25 protein-coding genes and 1 riboswitch are annotated in these 22,297 nt (G+C 62.3%); of the genes, 6 read left to right on the top strand and 19 right to left on the bottom strand.

Annotation, left to right across the window (positions count from 1 at the left end; all coding sequences use genetic code 11):
• Complete coding sequence (locus AB3X39_RS01060) at positions 1 to 519, bottom strand: hypothetical protein (protein ID WP_369415503.1); 519 nt, start codon at positions 517 to 519, stop codon at positions 1 to 3.
• A 168-nt stretch (positions 520 to 687) separates the two neighbouring features.
• Between AB3X39_RS01060 and AB3X39_RS01055 the strand changes: the two genes are divergently transcribed.
• The 4 genes from AB3X39_RS01055 to AB3X39_RS01040 all read left to right on the top strand — a co-directional run bounded on the left by AB3X39_RS01055 (position 688) and on the right by AB3X39_RS01040 (position 4,265).
• On the top strand, positions 688 to 1,257 hold the full coding sequence (locus AB3X39_RS01055) for a YaeQ family protein (RefSeq protein WP_369415502.1): 570 nt from the start codon (positions 688 to 690) through the stop codon (positions 1,255 to 1,257).
• A gap of 22 nt (positions 1,258 to 1,279) precedes the next feature.
• Positions 1,280 to 1,687 carry a lactoylglutathione lyase gene (gloA, locus tag AB3X39_RS01050; RefSeq protein WP_369415501.1) on the top strand — a complete coding sequence of 136 codons (408 nt, stop codon included), beginning with the start codon at positions 1,280 to 1,282 and terminating at the stop codon, positions 1,685 to 1,687.
• A complete protein-coding gene (locus AB3X39_RS01045; RefSeq protein WP_369415500.1) occupies positions 1,684 to 2,658 on the top strand; it encodes a DMT family transporter in 975 nt (324 codons plus the stop codon). Before gloA ends, AB3X39_RS01045 begins: the two co-directional genes overlap by 4 nt.
• A gap of 68 nt (positions 2,659 to 2,726) precedes the next feature.
• On the top strand, positions 2,727 to 4,265 hold the full coding sequence (locus AB3X39_RS01040; protein WP_369415499.1) for a peptidylprolyl isomerase: 1,539 nt from the start codon (positions 2,727 to 2,729) through the stop codon (positions 4,263 to 4,265).
• A gap of 15 nt (positions 4,266 to 4,280) precedes the next feature.
• On the opposite strand, the gene AB3X39_RS01035 is transcribed toward AB3X39_RS01040, so the two are convergent.
• The 5 genes from AB3X39_RS01035 to pmbA form a co-directional block, all read right to left on the bottom strand.
• A complete protein-coding gene (locus AB3X39_RS01035; RefSeq protein WP_369415498.1) occupies positions 4,281 to 4,928 on the bottom strand; it encodes a methyltransferase domain-containing protein in 648 nt (215 codons plus the stop codon).
• Between the two features lie 26 nt (positions 4,929 to 4,954).
• Positions 4,955 to 5,866 carry a DMT family transporter gene (locus AB3X39_RS01030; RefSeq protein ID WP_369415497.1) on the bottom strand — a complete coding sequence of 304 codons (912 nt, stop codon included), beginning with the start codon at positions 5,864 to 5,866 and terminating at the stop codon, positions 4,955 to 4,957.
• 59 nt (positions 5,867 to 5,925) lie between these two features.
• The gene (locus AB3X39_RS01025; protein ID WP_369415496.1) at positions 5,926 to 7,008 is read right to left on the bottom strand and encodes a TRAP transporter substrate-binding protein; all 1,083 of its coding nucleotides are present in this window, start codon (positions 7,006 to 7,008) and stop codon (positions 5,926 to 5,928) included.
• 21 nt (positions 7,009 to 7,029) lie between these two features.
• Complete coding sequence (locus AB3X39_RS01020; RefSeq protein WP_369415495.1) at positions 7,030 to 8,112, bottom strand: TRAP transporter substrate-binding protein; 1,083 nt, start codon at positions 8,110 to 8,112, stop codon at positions 7,030 to 7,032.
• A 78-nt stretch (positions 8,113 to 8,190) separates the two neighbouring features.
• Positions 8,191 to 9,582 carry a metalloprotease PmbA gene (gene pmbA, locus AB3X39_RS01015; RefSeq protein WP_369415494.1) on the bottom strand — a complete coding sequence of 464 codons (1,392 nt, stop codon included), beginning with the start codon at positions 9,580 to 9,582 and terminating at the stop codon, positions 8,191 to 8,193.
• A gap of 106 nt (positions 9,583 to 9,688) precedes the next feature.
• On the opposite strand from pmbA, the gene yjgA reads away from it, so the two are divergent.
• Together yjgA and mog are read left to right on the top strand one after the other, a co-directional pair.
• Entirely contained in the window at positions 9,689 to 10,243 is a 555-nt protein-coding gene (gene yjgA / locus AB3X39_RS01010) for a ribosome biogenesis factor YjgA (protein WP_369415493.1), read from the top strand.
• On the top strand, positions 10,236 to 10,886 hold the full coding sequence (gene mog, locus AB3X39_RS01005) for a molybdopterin adenylyltransferase (protein WP_369415492.1): 651 nt from the start codon (positions 10,236 to 10,238) through the stop codon (positions 10,884 to 10,886). The genes yjgA and mog overlap by 8 nt, the downstream gene beginning before the upstream one ends.
• Here mog and cysE read toward each other — a convergent pair.
• The 13 genes from cysE to AB3X39_RS00940 all read right to left on the bottom strand — a co-directional run bounded on the left by cysE (position 10,867) and on the right by AB3X39_RS00940 (position 22,222).
• Positions 10,867 to 11,631 (bottom strand): serine O-acetyltransferase, encoded by a 765-nt coding sequence (gene cysE / locus AB3X39_RS01000; protein ID WP_369415491.1) that lies wholly within the window; start codon positions 11,629 to 11,631, stop codon positions 10,867 to 10,869. The two genes, mog and cysE, sit on opposite strands and share 20 nt — an antisense overlap.
• Positions 11,632 to 11,699: 68 nt before the next feature.
• The gene (locus AB3X39_RS00995) at positions 11,700 to 11,969 is read right to left on the bottom strand and encodes a DUF1161 domain-containing protein (protein ID WP_369415490.1); all 270 of its coding nucleotides are present in this window, start codon (positions 11,967 to 11,969) and stop codon (positions 11,700 to 11,702) included.
• A 94-nt stretch (positions 11,970 to 12,063) separates the two neighbouring features.
• The gene (locus AB3X39_RS00990; RefSeq protein WP_369415489.1) at positions 12,064 to 12,369 is read right to left on the bottom strand and encodes a Dabb family protein; all 306 of its coding nucleotides are present in this window, start codon (positions 12,367 to 12,369) and stop codon (positions 12,064 to 12,066) included.
• Entirely contained in the window at positions 12,366 to 13,163 is a 798-nt protein-coding gene (locus AB3X39_RS00985; protein WP_369415488.1) for a ParA family protein, read from the bottom strand. The genes AB3X39_RS00990 and AB3X39_RS00985 overlap by 4 nt, the downstream gene beginning before the upstream one ends.
• Before the next feature lie 58 nt (positions 13,164 to 13,221).
• The gene (thiD, locus tag AB3X39_RS00980) at positions 13,222 to 14,844 is read right to left on the bottom strand and encodes a bifunctional hydroxymethylpyrimidine kinase/phosphomethylpyrimidine kinase (protein WP_369415487.1); all 1,623 of its coding nucleotides are present in this window, start codon (positions 14,842 to 14,844) and stop codon (positions 13,222 to 13,224) included.
• 8 nt (positions 14,845 to 14,852) lie between these two features.
• Positions 14,853 to 15,644 carry a thiazole synthase gene (locus AB3X39_RS00975; protein ID WP_369415486.1) on the bottom strand — a complete coding sequence of 264 codons (792 nt, stop codon included), beginning with the start codon at positions 15,642 to 15,644 and terminating at the stop codon, positions 14,853 to 14,855.
• 35 nt (positions 15,645 to 15,679) lie between these two features.
• Positions 15,680 to 15,901: a sulfur carrier protein ThiS gene (thiS, locus tag AB3X39_RS00970; protein ID WP_369415485.1), complete on the bottom strand. Its 222-nt coding sequence runs from the start codon at positions 15,899 to 15,901 to the stop codon at positions 15,680 to 15,682.
• A complete protein-coding gene (locus tag AB3X39_RS00965) occupies positions 15,898 to 16,962 on the bottom strand; it encodes an FAD-dependent oxidoreductase (protein ID WP_369415484.1) in 1,065 nt (354 codons plus the stop codon). The genes thiS and AB3X39_RS00965 overlap by 4 nt, the downstream gene beginning before the upstream one ends.
• On the bottom strand, positions 16,959 to 18,845 hold the full coding sequence (gene thiC / locus AB3X39_RS00960; RefSeq protein ID WP_369415483.1) for a phosphomethylpyrimidine synthase ThiC: 1,887 nt from the start codon (positions 18,843 to 18,845) through the stop codon (positions 16,959 to 16,961). The genes AB3X39_RS00965 and thiC overlap by 4 nt, the downstream gene beginning before the upstream one ends.
• Positions 18,846 to 18,901: 56 nt before the next feature.
• Positions 18,902 to 19,034, bottom strand: a riboswitch (TPP riboswitch).
• 32 nt (positions 19,035 to 19,066) lie between these two features.
• Positions 19,067 to 19,303: a SlyX family protein gene (locus AB3X39_RS00955; RefSeq protein WP_407069689.1), complete on the bottom strand. Its 237-nt coding sequence runs from the start codon at positions 19,301 to 19,303 to the stop codon at positions 19,067 to 19,069.
• A 68-nt stretch (positions 19,304 to 19,371) separates the two neighbouring features.
• Positions 19,372 to 20,265: a succinate--CoA ligase subunit alpha gene (gene sucD / locus AB3X39_RS00950; protein ID WP_369415482.1), complete on the bottom strand. Its 894-nt coding sequence runs from the start codon at positions 20,263 to 20,265 to the stop codon at positions 19,372 to 19,374.
• Positions 20,266 to 20,285: 20 nt separating this feature from the next.
• Positions 20,286 to 21,446: an ADP-forming succinate--CoA ligase subunit beta gene (gene sucC / locus AB3X39_RS00945; RefSeq protein ID WP_369415481.1), complete on the bottom strand. Its 1,161-nt coding sequence runs from the start codon at positions 21,444 to 21,446 to the stop codon at positions 20,286 to 20,288.
• 125 nt (positions 21,447 to 21,571) lie between these two features.
• Positions 21,572 to 22,222 carry a GntR family transcriptional regulator gene (locus tag AB3X39_RS00940; RefSeq protein WP_369415480.1) on the bottom strand — a complete coding sequence of 217 codons (651 nt, stop codon included), beginning with the start codon at positions 22,220 to 22,222 and terminating at the stop codon, positions 21,572 to 21,574.
• Between the last annotated feature and the right edge of the window lie 75 nt (positions 22,223 to 22,297).

Below are 22,297 nucleotides of genomic sequence, written 5' to 3'. Positions count from 1 at the left end.
TCAAGGTTGCGCGCTGCGATTGAGAACGGCCAAAGCCTCGGGAGGAACAGGCATGGTCAGGCAAGTCTGTCCAGCCTGTGCCTTTTGCAGTTTTTCCCGTAAGGCCATCAGCTCAGCCTCTCTTGCGGCCGCACTGGCACGGTCCTCGGCACTGGCTGCACCATTCCCCTGTCGATCACGCACCCGCTCCAACTCTTGATTGGTTTGGCGAAGTTGCTTGCTCAATTCGGTTTGGCGAACATCAGCGTGCTTCAGACTCTGATCCAGCGCCTGACGATCTGTTTGTGCCTGCTGATTCAACTCGGTCACCTTGACCTCATGGGCTGCGGCTTGCTCGCTCATGCGCTGTTCCAACGCCTTGCTCGCACGCTGGTGTTCTTGCTGCGCCACATCGGCCACACGGGCAATTTCAGCCAATTCGGCTTTGAGCCGAGCCACTTCAGCACCGCCCCAGCGGTAGCCCAACCAGCCTGCGCCCAGCAACACCACCAAGGCCATCACGCCACGAATGAGATTCACGTTTTTCTCCAAAACAACCCTAGGCCGCGCCGCGCATATTAGGTCAGAACCCCCTTACGACTGAACAGCCGCGCTGTATCGGAATGACCGAAGCGGTAACTGGTTGACAAATCGCGCCTTAAAATCGGCGCCCCCAGTCCTCCAAGGCCGCCTCCAGCGGTCCGCACCATGGCGCTCAAAGCCACTATCCATAAAGCCCACGTGCAAATTGCCGACATGGACCGGGGCATTTACGCCGCGCATGCCCTCACCTTAGCGCGTCACCCGTCCGAAACCGACGAGCGCATGCTGCTGCGGGTGCTGGCTTTCGCCTTGCACGTGCCCGCCGACGATCATCACGGCACGCTCGACTTTGGCGTGGGACTCTCGGACCCGGACGCCCCTGATGTTTTTCAACGGGATCTGACCGGCGAGATCTTGCATTGGATCGAGCTGGGCCAGCCCGATGAGCGCCGTCTCCAAAAAGCCAGCTCGCGCTCTGAGCAAGTCAGCGTCTACAGCTACGCCGCCAGCACCCCGATCTGGTGGGCCGGGATCGTGAACAAACTCGATCGCATGGACAAAGTGGCGGTCTGGCAGATCCCGGCGGAATCGAGCGCCGAGTTGGCCAAGTTGGTCGAGCGCAGCATGCAGTGGCAGGTCACCATTCAAGATGGCACCGTCTGGATCACGGACGGACCACGCACGGTCGAGATCACACCCATCCTGCTCAAAGACCGCCGCACCAAGTACGCTTGATCCACCTCTGAGCCCAACCACCATGAGACTGCTGCACACCATGCTGCGCGTCGGCAACCTGCCGCGCGCTATCGACTTCTATACCCAAGTGCTGGGCATGACGCTGCTGCGCACCACGCACCGGCCCGAGCAAGGCTACGACTTGGCTTTTCTGGGTTACGGTAGCAACCCCGAACACGCCGAGCTGGAGCTGACCTACAACCACGGGGTGGATGGCTACGAGCTGGGCACGGCTTACGGCCACATCGCCATTGGGGTGGCCGACGTCGCCGCCACCTGCGCAGCGGTGCGAACCCGGGCGGCTGAACTCGGTGGCACCATCAGCCGGGAACCCGGCCCGGTCAAAGGGGGCAACACCATGATCGCCTTCATCACCGACCCAGACGGCTACAAGATCGAGTTGATCGAAAGAAGCACCGAGCAGCCATGAGCCACCCGCTCACCCCGCGCGTCATCGCCTTTTTGAGCCTGCCGCCCCTGCTGTGGGCCGGCAACGCCGTGGTGGGACGCATGGCGGTGGGCAGCGTGCCGCCGTTGATGCTCAACGCCCTGCGCTGGCTGTTCGTGCTGCTGATTCTGGCCGTGCTGGGCCGACGTGCCATCCAGCAGCGGTCGCAGTGGCTTGCGTTGCTGCGCCGTTGGCGCTACTTGGCCCCTTTGGGTCTGTTCGGTGTCGGGGCCTACAACGCCTTGCAATATCTGGCCCTGACCACCTCCACCCCGATCAACGTCACCTTGATCGCTGCCAGCATGCCGATCTGGATGCTGGTGGTGGGGGCGCTGGGCTATGGCGTGCGTCCGCGCCGACTGCAAATGCTCGGTGCCCTGCTCTCGCTGGCCGGCGTGGCGGTGGTGCTGGGTCGGGGCGATCTGGACGTGCTGCGACAAGTTCACATCCAGCAGGGTGATCTCTGGATGCTGCTGGCGGCGGCCAGCTGGTCGATCTACAGCTGGATGCTGGTGCGGCCACCCGCTTCGATGCAAGGCGCGGCGCGGCCCCAAATCACCGCACCTGATCATGCAAGCCGCCCGTGGAGCTGGTCCGAGTGGCTTTTGGTGCAAACCCTTTTTGGTCTCGTCTGGGCGGGTAGCGCCGCGGGGTTGGAGCAGCTCATCAGCCCGCGTGACATCGCCTGGAGCAGCCAAGTGCTGATCGCCCTCGCCTACATCGTCATCGGCCCATCGATCATTGCCTACTGGTTCTGGGGTCGGGGCGTGGCCTTGGCCGGACCCACGGTGGCCGGGTTCTTCAGCAACCTCACGCCCTTGTTCGCCGCCCTGCTCTCGACCACGCTGTTGGGTGAGGCACCGCAGTGGTATCACGGCGTGGCCTTCTTCTTGATCGTGGCCGGTATCGTGGTGTCTGCCGCGCAACCGGCCTCGGGATCAACCCACCGCTAACGATTCGTTCACCACAGCCCCCAAACGCTCCGCTACCATCGCGCCGAATCTTTTTCGGAGCCCGCCCCATGCGTTTGACCCGCTTCACACTGCCCCTGCTGTCCGTCACCTTTTTGACTGCGTTGACAGGTTGCGGCGGGAGTGGGGGGGGTGGCACACCACAAGCCACCACAGCGCCACTACTGAGTCTTGATAAAACGGCACTCAGTTTTGGTCCCACCATGCTGGGCAGCAGCAGTGCCGACCAAATCATTCAGGTCACTAACACCGGCAATGCGGACCTGCACATCAGCGCATTCACCGCCACGAATCCAGCGTTCGTTATCGGAGCCAACACCTGCGCATCCGCCATACCCCCCGCCGGAACATGTACGGTTGCCATGCATTACGTACCAACAGGGGTAGGCACAAATACTGCAACGCTGAGCTTGCCATCAGATGCAACGGGAGCTACAGCTCTGGTCTCGCTGAGCGGCACGGCCATCAACCCGGCACCCGTACTCAATGCCAACACAACAGCACTTAGCTTTGGCTATATCCCCATCAGCACCAGCAGTGCCGATAAAACGATCCAAATCAGCAATACAGGCCAACTAGCCCTGAACGTGGGGCTGGTAAGTAGCAGTGACCCAAGTTTTGCGATCACTGGCAACACATGCACCACGCCTATCGCGCCTACAGGCGTCTGCACCCTGACCGTTCGTTATAACCGGACAGCAACCAGCCCCCTCACCGCCACACTGAGTATCCCGTCGAATGACCCACAAACCCCGAACACCACGATTGGGCTCAACGCAGCGACCATCACCGGCATACAAGCAACCAGTGCGTTGAATTACTACCACTACGGTATGTTCATGGTGACTGGTCAAGGTTTATTGGGTTTGGGGTTAACGATTTCGGATAGCACCGGCAAATGCACCTCGCCCAGCGTGCAAACCGGCACGACGCCCACAGACACCAACGTGTCATTCCAATGCGCCGTGCTGGGCAGCGGGTCTATCACCTTGAACGTGAAGGATGCCACCGGAACGGTCCTCACCACCCAAGCCTTCACCATCCCCGAGCCCAAAGTCCGCATCGCCACCAGCAAGGGCAACATCGACCTTCAGTTGAACCCGACAGCCGCGCCGATCACGGTGCAGAACTTCTTTGGCTACGTCTACGGCACCGCTGCGAGCCCCAATTTCTACGCCAACACCATCTTTCACCGTGTGATCTCGAACTTCATGATCCAAGGCGGTGGGTTCACCACCGGGGTCACTGGCCCCGTGCAAAAAGCACCCCTGTTCAACCCGATCACGCTCGAATCCAACAACGGTTTGAAGAACCTGCGCGGCACGATTGCGATGGCGCGCACCAACGTGGCCAACTCAGCGACCTCGCAGTTCTTCATCAATCACATCAACAACACCAGCTTGGACTACACCTCGGCCGTGACCACGCCCAACGGCTACGCCGTCTTCGGCACCATCTTGGCGGGTGACACCGCGAGCTTTGCAACGCTGGATGCCATCGCGGCCGTGGCAACCCAAACGACGGCCAACGGCTACGCCAACGTTCCCGTCACCGACGTGACGATCACCTCGGTGACGCAGACCCAGTAAGCCGGCGTTCTCCGTTCAGCGGCGTTGCAGGTGCAGCGCCAGCTCGAAGCGGCCGCCCTTGTGATCGACACGCGTGTAGGGCGGCGCAGGCCAGTGCCAATGGCTGGCGGGCAACAAGGCGCGCAGCATGTGGACATCCAAGTGATAGGGCGGACCTTCGATGAAGCCCTCGGCAGCGTTGTCGCGCAACGCTTGCATGGCCATCAGGCACAGGCTGCCGCCCGGGCGAATCCAGCGGTGCAGTTGCGCGGCCCAATCCGACCAGCGGTCTGGATGCAACGCGCACCAGCAAGTTTGGTCATAGACCGCGTCCAGAGGCGCCGGCGGCTGCCATTGCAAGACATCGGCGCAGAACAACTCAGCCGCTGCGGCTTGGGCGGCACTGGAGCCAGCGCCCAGCAGCCGCGCACGGCTCAGGTCCACAGCACCTTGGGCGTAATCAATCCCGACCACATCACAGCCCGCTTGGGCCAGCGCCAGCACCTCATGACCGCTGCCACAGCCGGGCACCGCCACACGCTGAGCCGGTCGAAGCACACCCTCATCCAGCCAGCGCTGCACTTGGGGGCTGACTTGGCCCCGGTCCCAAGGCAGATCACCGCTGTCAAAGCGACTTTGCCAAAACGCCCGGGTCGGGCCAGCGACTTTCTCCATCTCACGCATGACATCCTCTTTCTGATCAACGGTCTTCAACGACTGCGGGCCAAAAGACCCACGCCAAGCAACACCAACAGCGTGCCCGCAGCGATCCAAAGCGTGAAGGGTTCATCCAAGATGAACACGCCCATCAACAAGGTCGCCAGCGGCCCGACCATGCCGGTTTGAGCGGTCATGGAGGCGCCAATGCGCTCAATGGCCATCATGACCATCACCACGGGCAACAAGGTGCAAAGCAGCGCGTTGAGCAGGGACAGGCCGATCACGGCACTGGGCACCAAGGCTGCGGACAGCGGTCGCAGCCACAAAAATTGAAGCACGCACAGCATGCAGGCCACGCTGGTTGCCAACCCGGTCAACCGCAAGGCCCCAAGGCGCTGCACCACATGGCCGCTGCCGGCCAGATAGATGGCGTAGCTGATGGCACTGGCAAACACCAAGCCCGCACCCAAGGCCACATCGTGAAGTCCTGAGTTGCCGCCCGCTCCGCTTTGCGCAGGCTGAAAGCCATGACGCCAGAGTTCATGGCCAAAAACCACCAACACCCCGGCATAACTGACCGCAAAAGCCAGCCACTGACGCGGCTTCACTTTGTGCCCGAGGAAGAACACCCCGATGAAAAGCACCAAGGTTGGATTGAGATAAAGGATCAAGCGCTCGAAGCTAGCGTTGATATAGGCCAGCCCGGCAAAGTCGAGAAAACTCGCCAAGTAGTAACCCGTGAACCCCAAACCCGCCACCACCCACACATCGTGGCGTGTCAAACCGGGCTTGCCCCGCCCCGACCACCAAGCCAGCCCCAGAAAGAACGGCAGGCCAAAGAGCATGCGATACATCAGGAGCGTGACGGCATCCACCCCGTAGCGATACGCCAGCTTGACGATGATGGCTTTGCCGGAGAAGGCGGCGGCCCCCAAAACCGCCAGCCCCAGCCCGAGGGCCAAGGAGCGGTCATCAAGGCTTGCCGCCGACGCAGCAGCATCGGGCGGTTTTTCGGCCGAGCTCAGAGTTTTTGTGCCTGCATAAAGTCGTCGAATCCGGCTTCAGCGAAGCGGAACCACAGGTTTTGGTCAGCGCGGAACTTGGTGTAATCCTCGTAAACCTTCTTCCAGCGCGGGTTCTTGGCCGACAGTTCGCTGTAAAGCGCCATGGATTCTTTGAAAGCCGTCTCCATCACGTCTTTCGGAAAACGGAACAATTTCGTCCCCCCCGCGACCAGCTGCTTGAGCGCCGCAGGATTGCGCGCATCGTACTTGGCTTGCATATCGACGTGCGCCAGTGCGGCGGCGCATTCAACGATGGCCTTGTATTCGACGGACAGCCCGTCATAGGCTTTTTGGTTGAGGAAGAAATCGAGCTGCGGCCCGCCTTCCCACCATCCCGGATAGGCGTAATTCGGCGCCACCTTGTGGAAACCGAGTTTCTGATCGTCGTAGGGGCCGACCCACTCGGCAGCGTCGATGGTGCCTTTTTCGAGCGCTTGATAAATCTCGCCACCAGGAATGTTCTGCGGCACGCCGCCCATGCGCTCAATCACCTTGCCAGCAAAGCCACCGACCCGGAATTTCAAGCCCTTGACATCGGCCAGCCCGGTGATCGGCTTGCGATACCAGCCGCCCATTTGCGCCCCCGTGTTGCCACCGGGAAAGCTGATGATGTTGTAGTTCCGATAGAACTCACGCATCAGCTTCAGGCCGTTGCCCTCCACCATCCAAGCCGTCATCTGCCGGCTGTTCAGGCCAAAGGGAATCGCGCAGCCGATGGCGAAGGTTTCATCCTTGCCGAAGAAGTAGTACGGCGCGGTGTGAGCCATCTCCACCGTGCCGTTCTGCACCCCATCGACCACGCCGAAGGCAGGCATCAACTCGCCCCCGGCATGCACCGAGATCTGGAACTTACCGCCCGAAAGCTCGCCCACTTTTTTGCTGAAAACCTCAGCCGCCCCAAAGATCGTGTCGAGCGATTTGGGAAAGCTGGAGGCCAAGCGCCAACGCAGCACCGCTTGGGCGTTGACCACCGCAGGGGCTATGCCCGCAGCCAACACCCCCGCAAGTCCGGCGTGACGAACAAATGAGCGACGTTCCATGATCGGTTTCCTCGCTCAGCGTCAGAGTTTTTGGGCTTGCATGAAGTCGTCAAAACCAGCTTCAGCAAAGCGGAACCACAGGTTCTGCTCGGCACGGAACTTGGCGTAGTCCTCGTAGACTTTTTTCCAACGCGGGTTCTTGGCCGACAACTCGCTGTAGAGCGCTTGTGACTCCTTGAAGGCGGCCTCCATCACGTCCTTGGGCAAGCGGAACAGCTTGGTGCCCCCCGCCACCAACTGCTTGAGCGCGGGCGGATTCTTGGCGTCGTACTTGGCCTGCATGTCCACATGGGCAAAGGCTGAGGCCGCTTCCACAATGGCTTTGTACTCGGCTGAAAGTCCGGCGTAGGCCTTTTGATTGATGAACAAGTCGATCTGCGGCCCACCTTCCCACCAAGCGGGGTACGCGTAGTGCGGCGCGACCTTGTTGAAGCCGAGCTTTTGATCGTCGTAAGGCCCAATCCACTCCGCCGCATCAATCGTGCCTTTTTCAAGAGCTTGATAGATCTCGCCGCCGGGGATGTTCTGCGGCACGCCACCGATGCGCTCCAACACCTTGCCCGAGAAGCCGCCGATGCGCATCTTCAAACCCTTCACATCGGCCAACGACTGGATCGGCTTGCGATACCAGCCGGCCATCTGCGCGCCGGTGTTGCCGCAAGGGAAGCTCATGATGTTGTAGCCGGCGTAGAACTCGCGCATCAGCTTCAGCCCATTGCCTTCCATCATCCAAGCCGTCATCTGGCGGCTGTTCAGGCCGAAGGGAATGGCCCCTCCGATCGCAAAGGTCTCGTCCTTGCCAAAGAAGTAGTACGGCACGGTGTGCGCGGCCTCGACGGTACCGTTTTGCACCCCATCCACCACCCCAAACGCGGGCATCAGCTCGCCAGCAGCGTGCACCGAAATCTGGAACTTGCCGCCCGACATCTCGCTGACCTTCTTGGCAAACACTTCCGCGCCGCCATAGATGGTGTCAAGGGACTTCGGGAAGCTCGACGCCAAGCGCCAACGCAAGGCCGCTTGGGCGCTAACCACCGCAGGGGCTGCACCAGCAGCCAAAACACCAGCTAGGCCGGCATGACGGACGAATGAACGACGTTGCATGAAAACTCCTGTTCGTAGGCGGTGCATTCTAGGAACCCCCCGGTGATCTGACCGACCGGGGTTTACCCGTGATAGGGATCAGTGACCGGCCACCTTCATGCGATCGATCAAGATCGAACCCACGGTCTTGCTACCCATGGTGTAGGCGTCGCTGCCCAGCGCCACGATGCCTTGGAACATCTCGCGCAAGTTGCCAGCGATGGTGATTTCATGCACCGGGTAGGCGATGCGACCGTTTTCAACCCAAAAGCCCGACGCGCCGCGCGAGTAATCGCCCGTGACGTAGTTGACCCCTTGGCCGAGCAGTTCGACCACAAAAAGGCCGCGATCGAGCTTGCGCAGCATGGCGTCCAGATCATCCCCTGCTTGCGTCAGACGACTGGTCATGCATAGGTTTTGTGAGCCGCCCGCGTGGCCGGTGGTGCGCATGCCCAGCTTGCGCGCCGAATAGCTCGATAAAAAGTAGCCTTGCACCACACCCGCGTCCAAGACGCGCCGTGGGCAAGTGATCACGCCTTCATCGTCAAACGGTGCGCTGCCCTTGGCTTTGAGGATGAAGGGGTCTTCATCGATGTCGAGATGCGCAGCCAACACCTGCTGGCCCAAGCTCTGATTCAAGAAGGTGGTGCGCCGATACAGCGCGCCGCCGCTGGTGGCTTGCACATAAGCGCCCAACAACCCGGCAGCCAGCGGTGACTCGAACAACACCGGCACCTCGCACGTCTTGATCTTGCGCGCCTTCAGGTGCGAGAGCGCCCGCTCAGCCGCATAGCGCCCGACCCGTTCTGGATCGGCCAAATCCTGAGCCGCGCGCATCGAGCTGTACCAGCCATCGCGCTGCATGCCGTTGCCTTTACCCGCAATGGCCGAGACCGAAATCGAGTGCCTGGAGCTGGCGTATCCGCCCCGAAAACCCCGGCTGGTGCCACTCCAGAAATGCGATTGCTGGGCCGACACCGCCGCCCCTTCGGAGTTGGTGATGCGTCGATCGGTCGCCATGGCCGCTTGTTCGCAGCGCAGCGCCAAGGCAGCAGCGCCTTCGGCGTCGATCGACCAAGGGTGGAAAAGGTCCAGATCACGCTCAGCGGCAGCGCCCAAGGCCAGATCTTCGGCATTCGCCAAGCCCGCAGCATCGTCTTCGGCGGTGTAGCGCGCAATGTCATAGGCGGCTTGCACGGTCTGGCGCAAAGCGGCGGCTGAAAAGTCAGACGTGCTGGCGTTACCCCGCCGCTGCCCGACGTACACCGAAACGCCGACCGACTTATCGCGATTGCGCTCGACGTTCTCAAGTTGGTCCATGCGGACCGACACACTCAAGCCCGCGCCTTCGGACACTTCCACGGCCGCATCGCTGGCCCCCAGATCACGGGCGACCCCCAAGGCGTCTTCGACCAGCTGCTGAAATTGCGCCCGGGTGTAGGCAAAACCTTGATGCGGGTCTTGGTGAGAAGGGACGTCAGTTCGGGTCATGGGTGAGGAGCACTCAGATAGGGGAGGAAGAGCGGACTATCATAGCTGCCGAAATCTTCAGTTCCCCATGCGCCCTCACGCTCTTCATACCGACACACGCCCTGATATGGCCGCTGATGACCTCGCTCTGGACACTTCAGACGACCGCCCCAGCAAGACCCAACTCAAGAAAACCATGCAAGATCTGCAAGATCTGGGCAAGGCCTTGATGGAACTCAGCATCCCCCGACTGGAGGCTCTGGACCTGCCCGACCCTTTGTTCCGGGCGCTGCGCGATATGCGCACCGTCCGCAGTCACGAAGGTCGGCGGCGCCACCTGCAACTGATCGGCAAGCTCATGCGGCAAGTCGATCCAGAGCCCTTGCGTGAAGCCGTGGCTCAGCAACGCTTGCCCGGTGCCCGCGAAACGCTGACCCTGCATGAGGCCGAAGCTTGGCGAGATCGACTCATCAACGAAGCGGATGCACTCACTGACTGGCTGGCGGCGCATCCGCAGACGGACGCTCAGGTGCTGCGCACCTTGATTCGCAACGCGCGCAAAGAGGCGCAGCAAACCCCGGATCGCAAGGGTCGGGCTTACCGCGAGATCTTTCAGATCGTCCGCGCAGCCCTGAACCCCACCACGGCCACGGTTGATGAGGACGAGCTGAACCATGAATGACCGCCTTGCTCCCTCGAAAATCCGTCTGGATCCTGTGCGGATCGGCTTGGTCTCCATCAGCGACCGCGCCAGCCAAGGCGTCTACGAGGACCAAGGGCTGCCGGCGTTGCAAGACTGGCTGACCAAGGCCGTGCGCAATCCGATCATCTGGGTGGCACGGTTGATCCCTGACGAACAGGCCCGCATCAGCCAAACCCTGAGAGATTTGGTCGATAGCGAACGCTGCGATTTGGTCCTGACCACCGGCGGTACCGGCCCTGCCCCGCGCGATGTCACGCCTGAGGCCACCTTGGCCGTGGCCGACAAGGTGATGCCGGGTTTTGGCGAGCAAATGCGCGCCATCAGCCTGCGCTTTGTGCCCACAGCGATCCTGTCGCGCCAAGTTGCGGTGATTCGGGGCAAGGCCTTGCTCATCAACCTCCCCGGCCAACCCAAGGCCATCGCCGAAACGCTGGCCGGGTTGCCACAGGCCGTGCCGCCCGCACCCGGCATTTTCACGGCGGTGCCTTACTGCCTGGATCTGATCGGCGGTCCGTACCTCGAAACCGATGCAGACGTCTGCAAGGCCTTTCGCCCGAAGTCCGCCCAACGACCCAGCGGTGACGGTGACCGCGCTGCGGGGACTACTTCACCAGCTGGTTAAGCTTCTCGGCGTCAAACTGCTCAACGGTGTGCGCATCACCGGGCAGATGTTTGGGGGGCTGCCCCTTGATCTGTTCCAAGGCTTGCCACAGCAGCGCGATCTGATGCTCGTGGCCGGCGGCGTTATCGATCAGGCCGCGCAGGGCCTGCGCCACCGGGTCTTCTCCTTGAGAAACCCCGTAGGCCGAAAAGCCCATCTTGGCCGCTGCGGCCTCACGCTTGGCATCGTCTTGCGCCGCGATGATCCGGGCCGGATTACCCACCGCCGTGGCTCCAGCCGGAACAGGTTTGGTCACGACGGCCCCCGAGCCGATCCGTGCACCCGCGCCCACCGTAAAGCCCCCCAGCACACAGGCGTGGGCGCCGACGATCACCCCGTTTTCGAGCGTCGGATGACGTTTGGCGCCCTTGATCAGCGAGGTGCCGCCCAAGGTCACGCCTTGGTAGATGGTGCAGTCGTCACCGATCTCGGCCATCTCACCGATCACCACCCCCATACCGTGGTCGATAAACACACGCCGGCCGAAAGTGGCCCCAGGGTGAATTTCGATGCCGGTGAGAAAACGCCCCCCGTGCGAGATAAAGCGGCCCAACCACTTGAAGCCTCGCACCCAGCAAGCATGGGCCCAACGCTGAATCCACAAGGCATGCAAGCCTGGATAACAGGTCAAAACCTCGAAACGCGAGCGCGCGGCGGGATCACGCTCAAGAATGCAGGCGATGTCTTCGCGTAAACGACTGAACATGGATAGATAAGCTCATGAAGACAACGCGAGACCGGGCCTCGCGTTGCACGCAATGCTGCGTTCTTTGTTCAGTTTTTCTTGTAGATCAGCTTCTTGCTGCCACTGTCACAGGTCCCCACCACCTTGTTCTCCGGCTTGTTCTGGGTGGTGTCATCGACGGCGACCGCCTCAAGGCTGTAGCCCTTGACGCCTTGGGCCTCCAGCTTGGCAGCCAACTCTTTCTTGAGGTCTTCGCACGGTTTAGGGGCTGCGTGTGCGGGCACAGCGGCCAGGCACAACGTTGACGATGCGATCAGGACCGACAGGGCCTGCTTATGCAAGGACAAGGGCAGTTTCATCAGACGCACTCCTTTAACGGCTATCCCGCCTCCAACCTGCGCACGATTGCGCAGATCACGGGAACGCACAGTCTACGAGAGCTTGCGATGCCCGTCAGTCCGCCGCAACACAGTCCACCACCCAACGCTCACTGCGAGCCGCTTTGATGAGCGGAGCCACCCGCAGATGCTCGGGGTGATGGTGATAAGCCGTCAAGGCCGCTTCATCGTCGAATTCAGAGTACAGCACCAGATCGGCCGAATCGGCTTCGCGGCTGATGTCGATGCCGACTTCGATGCAACGCAGGCCCGGAATGCGCCCCGCCAGGCCTTCAAGGGCTTGCTTGATGCCTTGTGAGACGTGAAGGCGCTCAGCCGCCAACTCGGGCTTGAGGCGCCAGAAAACAATGTGTCGAATCATGGGCGAGCGTGGATGGCAGCGTGCAAGGCCACGAAGGCCTGCGTCAGTTTGTGGCGGGCATCAAGGTGAATCATGGGCAAGGCGCGTTCGTGGGACTCGCGGATTTTGACCGAGGCCGGCAGCGAGGGCTGTAACACCGGGTGGCCTTCGTCGATCAGTGCCTGCACCATTTGCTGCGGCAAGGTCGCACGCGGCTGGAATTGGTTGACGATGATGCCGCCCACGCGCAACTGCGGGTTGTGATCGGCCTGCATTTCTTGCACGTTGTCGAGCAAGGTATAGAGCGCCCGGCGTGAGAAGCTGTCGCAATCAAAGGGAATCAGGCAACTTTGAGCGGCGATCAGCGCAGATCGCGTATAAAAATTCAGCGCAGGCGGTGTATCGATCCAGACCGCGTCGTAGTCCTCACTCAGTTCATCCAAGGCTTCGCGCAGCTTGAAGATTTTGTAGCGTGATTCCAACTTGGCTTGCATCTCTTCGAGCACCGGATGCGAAGCCATGACATCCAAGTTCTCAAACGGACTGGTGGTGATGAACTCTGACGTCGCTTTGGGGCGAATGCTGAAACGCAGCGACTGCTCAAACAGACCTGCCACCCCGCTCATCTCGCTCCCTGTGGCTTGGGTCGCCGCGTCTTGGGCGACTGCCCCCAACAAATAGTGGCTCGAATTGCCCTGCGGATCGAGATCGATCACCAGCGTGCGCAGACCTTGGTGGGCGCTGAGGGCGGCCAGATTGCATGTGATGGTGGATTTGCCCACCCCACCTTTTTGATTGAAGACAACACGACGCATACCAAGCCCTTCTGATGACGATGCTTGACATTGTCCCTCGATTTGCTGCAATGCAGCATCAAGCTGTCGTGTTCTCACCACCCCAACGTCCACGCAAACTGGGACGCGGCCAGCGCGGTGCCACCAAAGCGGCCTCAGATCGCCCTCGGCGCAGGGCGTCCTGATACGCCTGCACCGCCGCTTCGGGGTCGGATGCAGCGGTGATGCCGCTCAAGACCGCCAAACCATCCACCCCGGTGCGGGCAGCCGCTTCAAGGCGCTCAGGCGTGAAGCCGCCAATGCCCACCACCGGCAGCGTCGGCAGCATCTGCCGCCACCAGCCGAGGTTATGGACACCTTGAGGCTGCCAAGGCATGTCTTTGGTGGTGGTGGCGTGCACTGGGCCGCAAGCGATGTAGCTCGGTCGCAGCGCCCAAGCCCGGGCCAACTCCCACAGGCTGTGGGTTGAAAGCCCCAGACGCAGACCGGCATGGCGAATCGCCGCCACATCGACCTGATCCAGATCTTCTTGGCCCACGTGGACACCGTAGGCCCCGGCCTCGATGGCCAGCGCCCAGTGATCGTTGACGTAGAACTTCAAATCAAAGCGCTTTTGCAAGGCCACACAGCGCGCGATCTCCACCCGCAAATCCACACCGCGCGCCAAGGCGACGTCGGGCTTGAGGCGCAACTGCACGGTGCGCACACCCGCCCGGGCAAGGCGCTCGACCCACGCAGCGCTATCGACCACGGCGTACAGATCCAAGCCGCGCTCCGGCGCAAAGGCCTCGGGCGGAGCCAGCATCGGGAGTGCATGACGCAGCTCATCGGGTCGAAAGCCCGGCAAGTTCTCGGGGCGCGCCGCAAAGCCGATGTGCGGTGACACCGGTCCAGCCCCGCTGCCTGCGGCGTAGCCATGCCTCAAGGCGTCGGTCACCATCATCTTGGCCAAGACCGTCGCGTCAGCGACCGCAAAACCGTGCGCCAGCGCTGAAGCCAAGGTCGAGGCAAAGACGCAGCCGGTGCCGTGGTTGTGCGGCGCAAGCAGCCGTGGCGCAAAGAGCCACCCGCTGGCTTCGGCGCTGTGCAGCCAATCGCACGCCCACTCTGCATCCGCCCCCAAACCCGTGCCGTCCCCGCCGGTGATCACCACGCTGCTCGGGCCCAACGCGGCCAAATCCTGCGCCAAATCCTGGGCCAAACACTGCGCCATCTCGGGCAAAGGCGATGACCGCCCCAGCAACCACGCCGCTTCGGCGCGATTGGGCGTGATCACCGTGGCCAAAGGCAGCAGCTCGCTGAGCAAGGCTTGGCGCAGGCTCTCTCCTGCCATCGAAGCGCCGGTGCTGGCACGCCAGACCGGGTCGAGCACCAACGCCACGGGTTGATCGGGCACTTGCGCGCGCAAGCGGCGCACCCAGCCGGCCAAGACTTGGACCGCCTCGGCCGAGCCGAGCAAGCCAGTCTTGATCACCCGTGGGCGCAGATCCTCGGCCAGCGCCGCCAGCTGCGCGTCCAGCATCGAAGCACTGACCGCCTCGACGCGCTGCACCGCGCGCGAGTTCTGCGCCGTCAGCGTGGCCACCACCGTGCAGCCATGCACCCCGCAAGCGTCAAACGCGCGCAGATCGGCTTGCAGCCCGGCACCCGCACCGCTGTCGTTGCCCGCAACACTCCAAACCACCGGCCGCACCGTGCTCATCCAAGGACTCACAAGATGAACGGTCGGGCATCGACCGGGGTGCTGGCCACGGCCATGTCCTGCGGGGCGATCATCCCGGCTTCAAAACCGAGCCGACCGGCTTCGATGGCCAGCTTGAAGGCCCGTGCCATGGCGATGGGATCGTGCGCCTGCGCCACCGCTGAATTGAGCAGCACGGCGTCGTAACCCATCTCCAGCGCCTGCGCGGCGTGCGAAGGCTGACCGATGCCCGCGTCCACCACCAGCGGCACGCCGGGCAGGCGCGCGCGCAAGGTGCGCAGCGCAAACGGGTTGATCAGCCCTTGGCCTGAGCCAATCGGCGCACCCCACGGCATCAGGATTTGGCAGCCCACGTCCAGCAAGCGCCGGCAGGTGACAAGGTCATCGGTGCAGTACGGAAAAACGTCAAAACCGTCGCGTACCAACGCTTCAGCCGCCACCACCAGCTCAAACGGATCGGGCTGCAAGGTGTGCTCGTCGCCCACCACTTCGAGCTTGATCCAGGTCGTGCCGAGCAGCTCGCGGGCCATCTGTGCCAAGGTCACGGCCTCTCTGGCGCTGCGGCAACCGGCGGTGTTGGGCAACAAGCGCGCGCCGCTGGCGCGGATCACCTCGATAAAACCGTTATCGACCGCCCCGCCCGCCAGTTGGCGACGCAAACCCATCGTCACCACTTCGGCCCCGGAAGCCTGGATGGCTTGTTGCAGCACCTGCGGACTGGGATAGCCCGCCGTACCGAGGAAAAAGCGGCTACCCAGCGTGGCACCGCCCACGGACCAAAACGTTGTCGGGGATGTCATGACCAAAACCCTTGTTCGAAATCGAAAAACGCGCCTCAGCCGCCGACGATGGGCTGAAAGCCCGTGACGCTGTCGCCGGGCGCAAGCTGCCGCTCAGCCCGGGCATGACGCGGCACAAAGGTGCCGTTGACCGCCGTGGCCACCGCCTGCGGGTCCAAGCCCGCTTGAGCCAGCAGCTCAGCCAGCGTGCCCCCCACCGGCAAGCGGTGAGCGTGGCCGTTCAGGGTCACCAACAAGGTCGAAGTTGCATCGTTCATAAGCTGAGCGCAGCCAAAGCCTGCTCCACCAACGCTGGGCCAATCAGCCAGCCGTGGCGGAACAAACCGTTGATACGGACCAAGCCGTCGCGCGTTTCACGCAACGGCAAGTTGTCGGGCAAGGCCGGGCGCAGATTGGCTTCCGACCAGATCACCCGCGCCTCGGAAAGCTCAGGGATCACGCTGTGCGCCGCCGCGAGCAGCTCAACCGTGGTGCGCAAGCTGACCACCGAGCGGTCTTCGCTCTCGATCTCGCTGGCACCGATGACGATGCGCTCGCCCGGACGCGGCACCATGTAGACCCGGTGGCGCGGATGCAGCAGCCGAAGGGGCCTTTGCAGCAGCACACCGGGCGCATGCAGCCAAAAGACCTCACCGCGCACGCCGCGCACCGGCAGATCGGGCCGCGCACCCGTGCCGCGCACGTCAAACACCCAATCAAAAGCCTCAGCGTCGATGCGACCGGGTTGCACGTCTTGGACGCTGCGGCCCCAGACGAAGTTCACCCCCAACTGCGCCGCACCGCGCGCCAAAGCCGCCAGCACCGCCACGGTGTGGATGTGGCCTTCGCCGTCGAGTTGCCACGCCAGCAAACTGCGCGCCAACGCGGGCTCGGTCTGCGCCAAAGCCGCCGCGTCGAGCGCGCGCGGCACGCGGTCGGGCACCTTGGCGGCGATCAGCGCCAGCAAGCGCTGAGCACTGCCCCGGTCGCCACCGTGCGCCACCAACAAGCTGCCGAGCTGGCTAAAAGCCGCTTCAATCGTGCTCAGTTCGGTATCGCCGGTGCGGCGACCCAGCGCCGCCAGCTCGGCCAAACGCGCCGGCCAAAGGGCCAACGTGCGCCAGCCCAAGCCCGCGACCGCCACGTTGGCGCACTCCAGCTCGGCCAGCGGGCTGAGCATGCCCGCCGCCGTGAAGCCTGCGGCCCGCGCCAGCGTGGTGTCCGCCGACCACCCCGGCCCGAGGGCCGGGTCGAACACCGTGACCGTGTGCCCGGCCGAGCCGAGTTGCCAAGCCAAGAGGCGTCCCAGCACGCCCGCACCGGCGATGCCGATCTTCATGCAGCGCTACCCGCATCCATCGCCACCGGCGTGATGGGCACATAGATCTGACCACCCACCGCACGGAACTCTTCGCTCTTAGCTTGCATGCCGGCCGTTTGTTCGGCTTGCTGGGCGGCGAAATCACGCACGTCTTGGGTGATCTTCATCGAGCAGAACTTGGGGCCGCACATCGAGCAGAAATGCGCCGTCTTGGCCGAGTCCTTGGGCAAGGTCTCGTCGTGGAAGCTCTTGGCGGTGTCCGGGTCCAAGCTCAGGCTGAACTGATCTTGCCAACGGAACTCAAAACGCGCCTTGCTCAAGGCGTCGTCGCGCGAACGCGCGCCCGGGTGGCCCTTGGCGATGTCGGCGGCGTGCGCAGCGATCTTGTAGGCGATCAAGCCTTGCTTGACGTCGTCGCGGTCCGGCAGACCCAAGTGTTCCTTGGGCGTGACGTAGCACAGCATCGAGGTGCCCATCCAGCCGATCATGGCCGCGCCGATGGCCGAGGCGATGTGGTCGTAGCCCGGGGAAATATCGACCGTCAAGGGACCCAAGGTGTAGAACGGCGCTTCGTCGCAATGCTTGAGCTGCTCGTCCATGTTGGCTTGGATCAGGTGCATCGGCACGTGACCCGGGCCTTCGATCATGGTCTGCACATCGTGTTTCCAAGCCAGCTTGGTCAGCTCGCCCAAGGTGCGCAACTCCGCAAACTGCGCTTCATCGTTGGCATCCGACAGCGAGCCCGGACGCAGGCCGTCGCCCAGCGAGAAGCTCACGTCGTAGGCCTTCATGATGTCGCAGATGTCTTCGAAATGCGTATACAGGAAGTTTTCCTTGTGATGCGAGATGCACCACTTGGCCATGATCGAGCCACCGCGCGAAACGATGCCGGTGCGACGCTGGGCCGTCAGGTGGATGTAGGCCAAACGCACGCCAGCATGGATGGTGAAGTAGTCCACGCCCTGCTCGGCTTGCTCGATCAAGGTGTCGCGGAACACCGCCCAGTTGAGGTCCTCGGCCACGCCGCCGACCTTTTCCAGCGCTTGGTAAATCGGCACGGTGCCGATGGGCACGGGCGAGTTACGCACGATCCAGTCCCGGGTGGTGTGGATGTGCTTGCCGGTGGACAGATCCATCACGGTGTCGCCACCCCAACGCATCGACCAGACCAGCTTTTCCACTTCTTCTTCGATGCTCGACGTCACCGCCGAGTTGCCGATGTTGGCGTTGATCTTGACCAAGAAGTTGCGGCCAATCGCCACCGGCTCCAGCTCGGTGTGATTGATGTTGGCCGGGATGATGGCGCGGCCTCGGGCCACTTCGTCACGCACAAATTCCGGGGTGATGAATTCGGGAATGCGGGCCCCGACCGGGTTGCCGCGCAGGCGCGCTTCGCGGGCGGCGTCGGCTTGGTACTCGCGCATCCATTCGCGCTTGCCGTTTTCACGCACCGCCACAAATTCCATTTCGGGCGTGATGATGCCCTTGCGGGCGTAATGCATCTGCGACACGTTGTGCCCGGCCAGCGCGCGCCGGGGCGTGCGTTGCAAGCCCGAGGCTTGCGCCCGCAGCTCGGCCAAACGCTGCGCGTCGCGCCCGCCGTCGTCTTGTTCGGTGATGATGCGGCCGCTGTAGGCCTCGGTATCGCCGCGCGCCAGCACGGCAGCTTCACGCACCGGCGGCAGCCCTTGGGTCACATCGATGGCGACGGCCGGATCGGTGTACGGACCGGAGGTGTCGTAGAGGGTGACGATTTCGCCGTTGGTCAGGCTGACTTCGCGCATCGGCACACGCACACCCGTCAGCGGGCCTTCAACGTGGATCTTGCGCGACGCTGGCAGGGCTTCGCGGCAGGCGGCCAAACGCTCGGCGGCGCTGGGAAGGGAATCGGGTGCGTTCATGGTGCGGGCCTCTCCAAGACTGGGATGAATGCTCCGGAGATGCTGCGCCCCACGCGCCACCTGCACCACGCTCTTCTTCCGCCGGCATGAACCGGATCAAGTTCACGGGTTTGGCTGCACTGTCCATGTCAACACGGGTCAACACACAGCCATCTCAGCGCCACTGCTGGCACACCCCGGAGCGGGGCGGATTGTAGGCCAAGGGCCTGAATCCCCTCCGTTCAGTAGTGCGGTGGCAGCTCGTCGCGCAAGCTCCGAAACCCACCACCACCGCTGTCAGGAGCCTGCTGGCGCAGCAAGGCGACCTCGCGGCTCAGCCGGTCGATCTGCTGCTGTTGGCGCACCACGATCTGGTTCAAGTGATCGACCAAATCTTCCATAAAGCTCGCCTTGATCTCCAGATCCGTGAGCCTGAGCACCATTTCGTTCATCGGGTCCATGTCATGTGAAATCGTCATGGGCGTATTGGACGCGAAAAAAAGCCACCCGAAGGTGGCTTCTCAGCCGATCAACACGCCGGCTGTGATTACAGCAGGCCCTTGAGCAGCTTGCCCATTTCGCTGGGGTTGCGGGTGATGGTGAAACCGCACTCTTCCATGATGGCGAGTTTGGCGTCTGCCGTGTCGGCACCGCCCGAGATCAAGGCGCCGGCGTGACCCATGCGCTTGCCGGCCGGGGCGGTGACGCCCGCGATGAAGCCGACCACGGGCTTTTTCATGTGGTCCTTGACCCAACGAGCCGCTTCGGCTTCGTCAGGGCCACCGATTTCGCCGATCATGATGACGGCGTCGGTGTCGGGATCGTCGTTGAAGGCACGCATCACGTCGATGTGCTTCAAGCCGTTGATCGGATCGCCACCGATACCGACAGCGCTGGACTGGCCCAGACCGATTTCGGTCAGTTGTGCCACGGCTTCATAGGTCAGCGTGCCCGAACGGGACACCACGCCGATGCGGCCCTTGCGGTGAATGTGGCCCGGCATGATGCCGATCTTGATTTCTTCCGGCGTGATCAGACCCGGGCAATTCGGCCCCAGCAGCAAGGTCTTCTTGCCACCCGCAGCTTCCTTGGCCTTCATCTTGTTGCGCACTTCGAGCATGTCGCGCACGGGAATGCCTTCGGTGATGCAGATCGCCAAGTCCAGATCAGCTTCCACCGCTTCCCAGATGGCAGCCGCAGCGCCAGCGGGCGGCACATAGATCACGCTGACCGTGGCCCCTTGGGCAAGAGCAGCTTCCTTGACGGAGGCGTAGATGGGGATGCCTTCGAACTTTTCGCCAGCCTTCTTGGGGTTCACGCCCGCGACGAAACAATTGGCGCCGTTAGCATACGCAGCACAACCCCGGGTGTGGAATTGGCCGGTCTTGCCGGTGATGCCCTGGGTGATGACTTTAGTGTCTTTATTGATGAAGATGGACATGTTCGATGTTCCTTCTGGGCTTACTTGACGGCGGCAACGATGGCGGTAGCCGCTTCGGCCATGGTGTTGGCGGCGATGATGGGCAGGCCCGATTCGGCCAGCATCTTCTTGCCCAGATCTTCGTTGGTGCCCTTCATGCGCACCACCAACGGCACGGACAGGTTCACGGCCTTGCAAGCGGTGATCACGCCTTCGGCGATGGTGTCGCACTTCATGATGCCGCCGAAGATGTTGACCAAGATGCCCTTCACTTCCGGGTTCTTGAGCATGATCTTGAAGGCTTCGGTGACCTTCTCGGCGGTGGCGCCGCCGCCCACGTCGAGGAAGTTGGCCGGCTCGCCGCCAAACAGCTTGATGGTGTCCATGGTGGCCATGGCCAAGCCAGCGCCGTTGACCAAGCAGCCGATGTTGCCGTCGAGGCTGATGTAGGCCAGATCAAACTTGGAGGCTTCGATTTCTGCCGGATCTTCTTCGTCCAGGTCGCGGTAAGCCACGATCTCGGGATGACGGAACAGGGCGTTGGCGTCGAAGTTGAACTTGGCGTCCAGCGCGATCAGGGTGCCCTTGGAATCGCAGTTCAGCGGATTGATTTCCACCAGCGAAGCGTCCGTTTCCATGTAGCAGCGGTACAGGTTCTGGAACAGCGTCACGGCTTGCGCGATCGAGACATCACCCAGACCGATGGCGCGGGCGATTCTCTCGGCTTGCTCGGCACCCAGACCGGTGAGCGGATCGATCACTTCGGTGATGATCTTCTCGGGGGTCGAGTGGGCCACTTCTTCGATGTCCATGCCGCCTTCAGACGAGGCGATGAACGCGACCTTCTGCGATTGACGGTCGGTCACCAAGGAGACGTAGTACTCCTTTTTGATGTCCGCGCCTTCTTCGATGTAGAGGCGACGCACCTTTTGGCCCAAGGGGCCGGTTTGATGCGTGATCAGCTGCATGCCCAGAATCTGGTCAGCCAAGCTCTTGACGTCGTCCAGCGAGCGCGCCAGCTTGACGCCGCCGCCCTTGCCGCGACCGCCTGCATGGATCTGAGCCTTGACAACCCACACCGGGCCGCCGAGTTTTTGAGCGGCCTCAATAGCCTCTTGGACGTTGAACGCCGGGTAGCCGCGCGGCACCGGAACGTCGAACTTGCGCAGAATTTCCTTGCCTTGGTACTCGTGGATTTTCACTGGGGGGCTCCTGGACAGAGAGAGAGGGTCATCGAAGTAAGGTCAACTTCAGACATCAGGTCGGCACGCACTGTGCGGCGCAAAGCTGACCTGAGACTGAGACGATCACGCCGTAGCATGCAGCATCAATCGGCAGCGGCTTCCAGACCGTTGTCGAAATGGGCCCGCATCATTCGGGTCGCGGTACTCGGGTCACGCGCTTCGAGGGCCAGCATCAGATGGCGATGCTCAGCCAACGATTCAAACAAACGTCCTTGCTTGAACAGCGAATGATGGCGATTGAGTTTCATGACTTTGCGCAGATCGGCCACGATCTGCATGCGCCAACGATTGGCATCAATCGCCAGCAGTTGCATGTGGAACTGTTCATTCAGATCAAAGTAGGTTTCACGCTGATTCACCGCCTGCTCCAGCCGATCGTGCAACAAGCGCAAGCCCGAGAGCTGCGCCGCACTGGCCTTGCGGGCCACTTCACCGGCCGCGTCGCTTTCCAGCAAAGCCAGCAAGTGATAGATCTGCTCGACATCCGTCGCCGACATCTCGGTGACGTAAGCACCCCGGCGGACCTTCATGGTCACCAGTCCCTCGGCGGCCAGCACCTTCAGGGCTTCACGCATGGGTGTGCGGCTGATGCCAAATTCAAGCGCTAGGCGCTGCTCATCGATCCAGCTACCGGGCTCCAACACGCGATCAAAGATCTGCTTGCGCAGCCGCTCCGCCACATCTTGATAGAGGGCACGGGGAGCAAGGGCGTTGTCAGGTGCAGTCGCCAACATGAGGGCAGATGGTGATTGAATTCATAATTATGCATCATGTATCATCATCGGCAAGCCCAGCAAGGCCACCCCAAG

This window comes from Leptothrix ochracea, assembly GCF_041083635.1.
GTDB classification, from domain to species: domain Bacteria; phylum Pseudomonadota; class Gammaproteobacteria; order Burkholderiales; family Burkholderiaceae_C; genus Sphaerotilus; species Sphaerotilus ochraceus.
This window is presented reverse-complemented; position numbering and strand designations above follow the sequence as displayed.

Bases quoted from the DNA above. Each gene is read 5' to 3' on its own strand.
- AB3X39_RS00990 (WP_369415489.1), bottom strand. From the start codon at position 12,369: ATGATTCGACACATTGTTTTCTGGCGCCTCAAGCCCGAGTTGGCGGCT.
- thiC (WP_369415483.1), bottom strand. From the start codon at position 18,845: ATGAACGCACCCGATTCCCTTCCCAGCGCCGCCGAGCGTTTGGCCGCC.
- AB3X39_RS01040 (WP_369415499.1), top strand. From the start codon at position 2,727: ATGCGTTTGACCCGCTTCACACTGCCCCTGCTGTCCGTCACCTTTTTG.
- thiD (WP_369415487.1), bottom strand. From the start codon at position 14,844: ATGAGCACGGTGCGGCCGGTGGTTTGGAGTGTTGCGGGCAACGACAGC.
- thiS (WP_369415485.1), bottom strand. From the start codon at position 15,901: ATGAACGATGCAACTTCGACCTTGTTGGTGACCCTGAACGGCCACGCT.
- cysE (WP_369415491.1), bottom strand. From the start codon at position 11,631: ATGTTCAGTCGTTTACGCGAAGACATCGCCTGCATTCTTGAGCGTGAT.
- AB3X39_RS00965 (WP_369415484.1), bottom strand. From the start codon at position 16,962: ATGAAGATCGGCATCGCCGGTGCGGGCGTGCTGGGACGCCTCTTGGCT.
- AB3X39_RS01025 (WP_369415496.1), bottom strand. From the start codon at position 7,008: ATGGAACGTCGCTCATTTGTTCGTCACGCCGGACTTGCGGGGGTGTTG.
- AB3X39_RS00995 (WP_369415490.1), bottom strand. From the start codon at position 11,969: ATGAAACTGCCCTTGTCCTTGCATAAGCAGGCCCTGTCGGTCCTGATC.
- AB3X39_RS00955 (WP_407069689.1), bottom strand. From the start codon at position 19,303: ATGACGATTTCACATGACATGGACCCGATGAACGAAATGGTGCTCAGG.
- yjgA (WP_369415493.1), top strand. From the start codon at position 9,689: ATGGCCGCTGATGACCTCGCTCTGGACACTTCAGACGACCGCCCCAGC.
- AB3X39_RS00975 (WP_369415486.1), bottom strand. From the start codon at position 15,644: ATGACATCCCCGACAACGTTTTGGTCCGTGGGCGGTGCCACGCTGGGT.
- pmbA (WP_369415494.1), bottom strand. From the start codon at position 9,582: ATGACCCGAACTGACGTCCCTTCTCACCAAGACCCGCATCAAGGTTTT.
- AB3X39_RS01055 (WP_369415502.1), top strand. From the start codon at position 688: ATGGCGCTCAAAGCCACTATCCATAAAGCCCACGTGCAAATTGCCGAC.
- sucD (WP_369415482.1), bottom strand. From the start codon at position 20,265: ATGTCCATCTTCATCAATAAAGACACTAAAGTCATCACCCAGGGCATC.
- AB3X39_RS01045 (WP_369415500.1), top strand. From the start codon at position 1,684: ATGAGCCACCCGCTCACCCCGCGCGTCATCGCCTTTTTGAGCCTGCCG.
- gloA (WP_369415501.1), top strand. From the start codon at position 1,280: ATGAGACTGCTGCACACCATGCTGCGCGTCGGCAACCTGCCGCGCGCT.
- AB3X39_RS01035 (WP_369415498.1), bottom strand. From the start codon at position 4,928: ATGCGTGAGATGGAGAAAGTCGCTGGCCCGACCCGGGCGTTTTGGCAA.
- AB3X39_RS01020 (WP_369415495.1), bottom strand. From the start codon at position 8,112: ATGCAACGTCGTTCATTCGTCCGTCATGCCGGCCTAGCTGGTGTTTTG.
- mog (WP_369415492.1), top strand. From the start codon at position 10,236: ATGAATGACCGCCTTGCTCCCTCGAAAATCCGTCTGGATCCTGTGCGG.
- AB3X39_RS00985 (WP_369415488.1), bottom strand. From the start codon at position 13,163: ATGCGTCGTGTTGTCTTCAATCAAAAAGGTGGGGTGGGCAAATCCACC.
- AB3X39_RS00940 (WP_369415480.1), bottom strand. From the start codon at position 22,222: ATGTTGGCGACTGCACCTGACAACGCCCTTGCTCCCCGTGCCCTCTAT.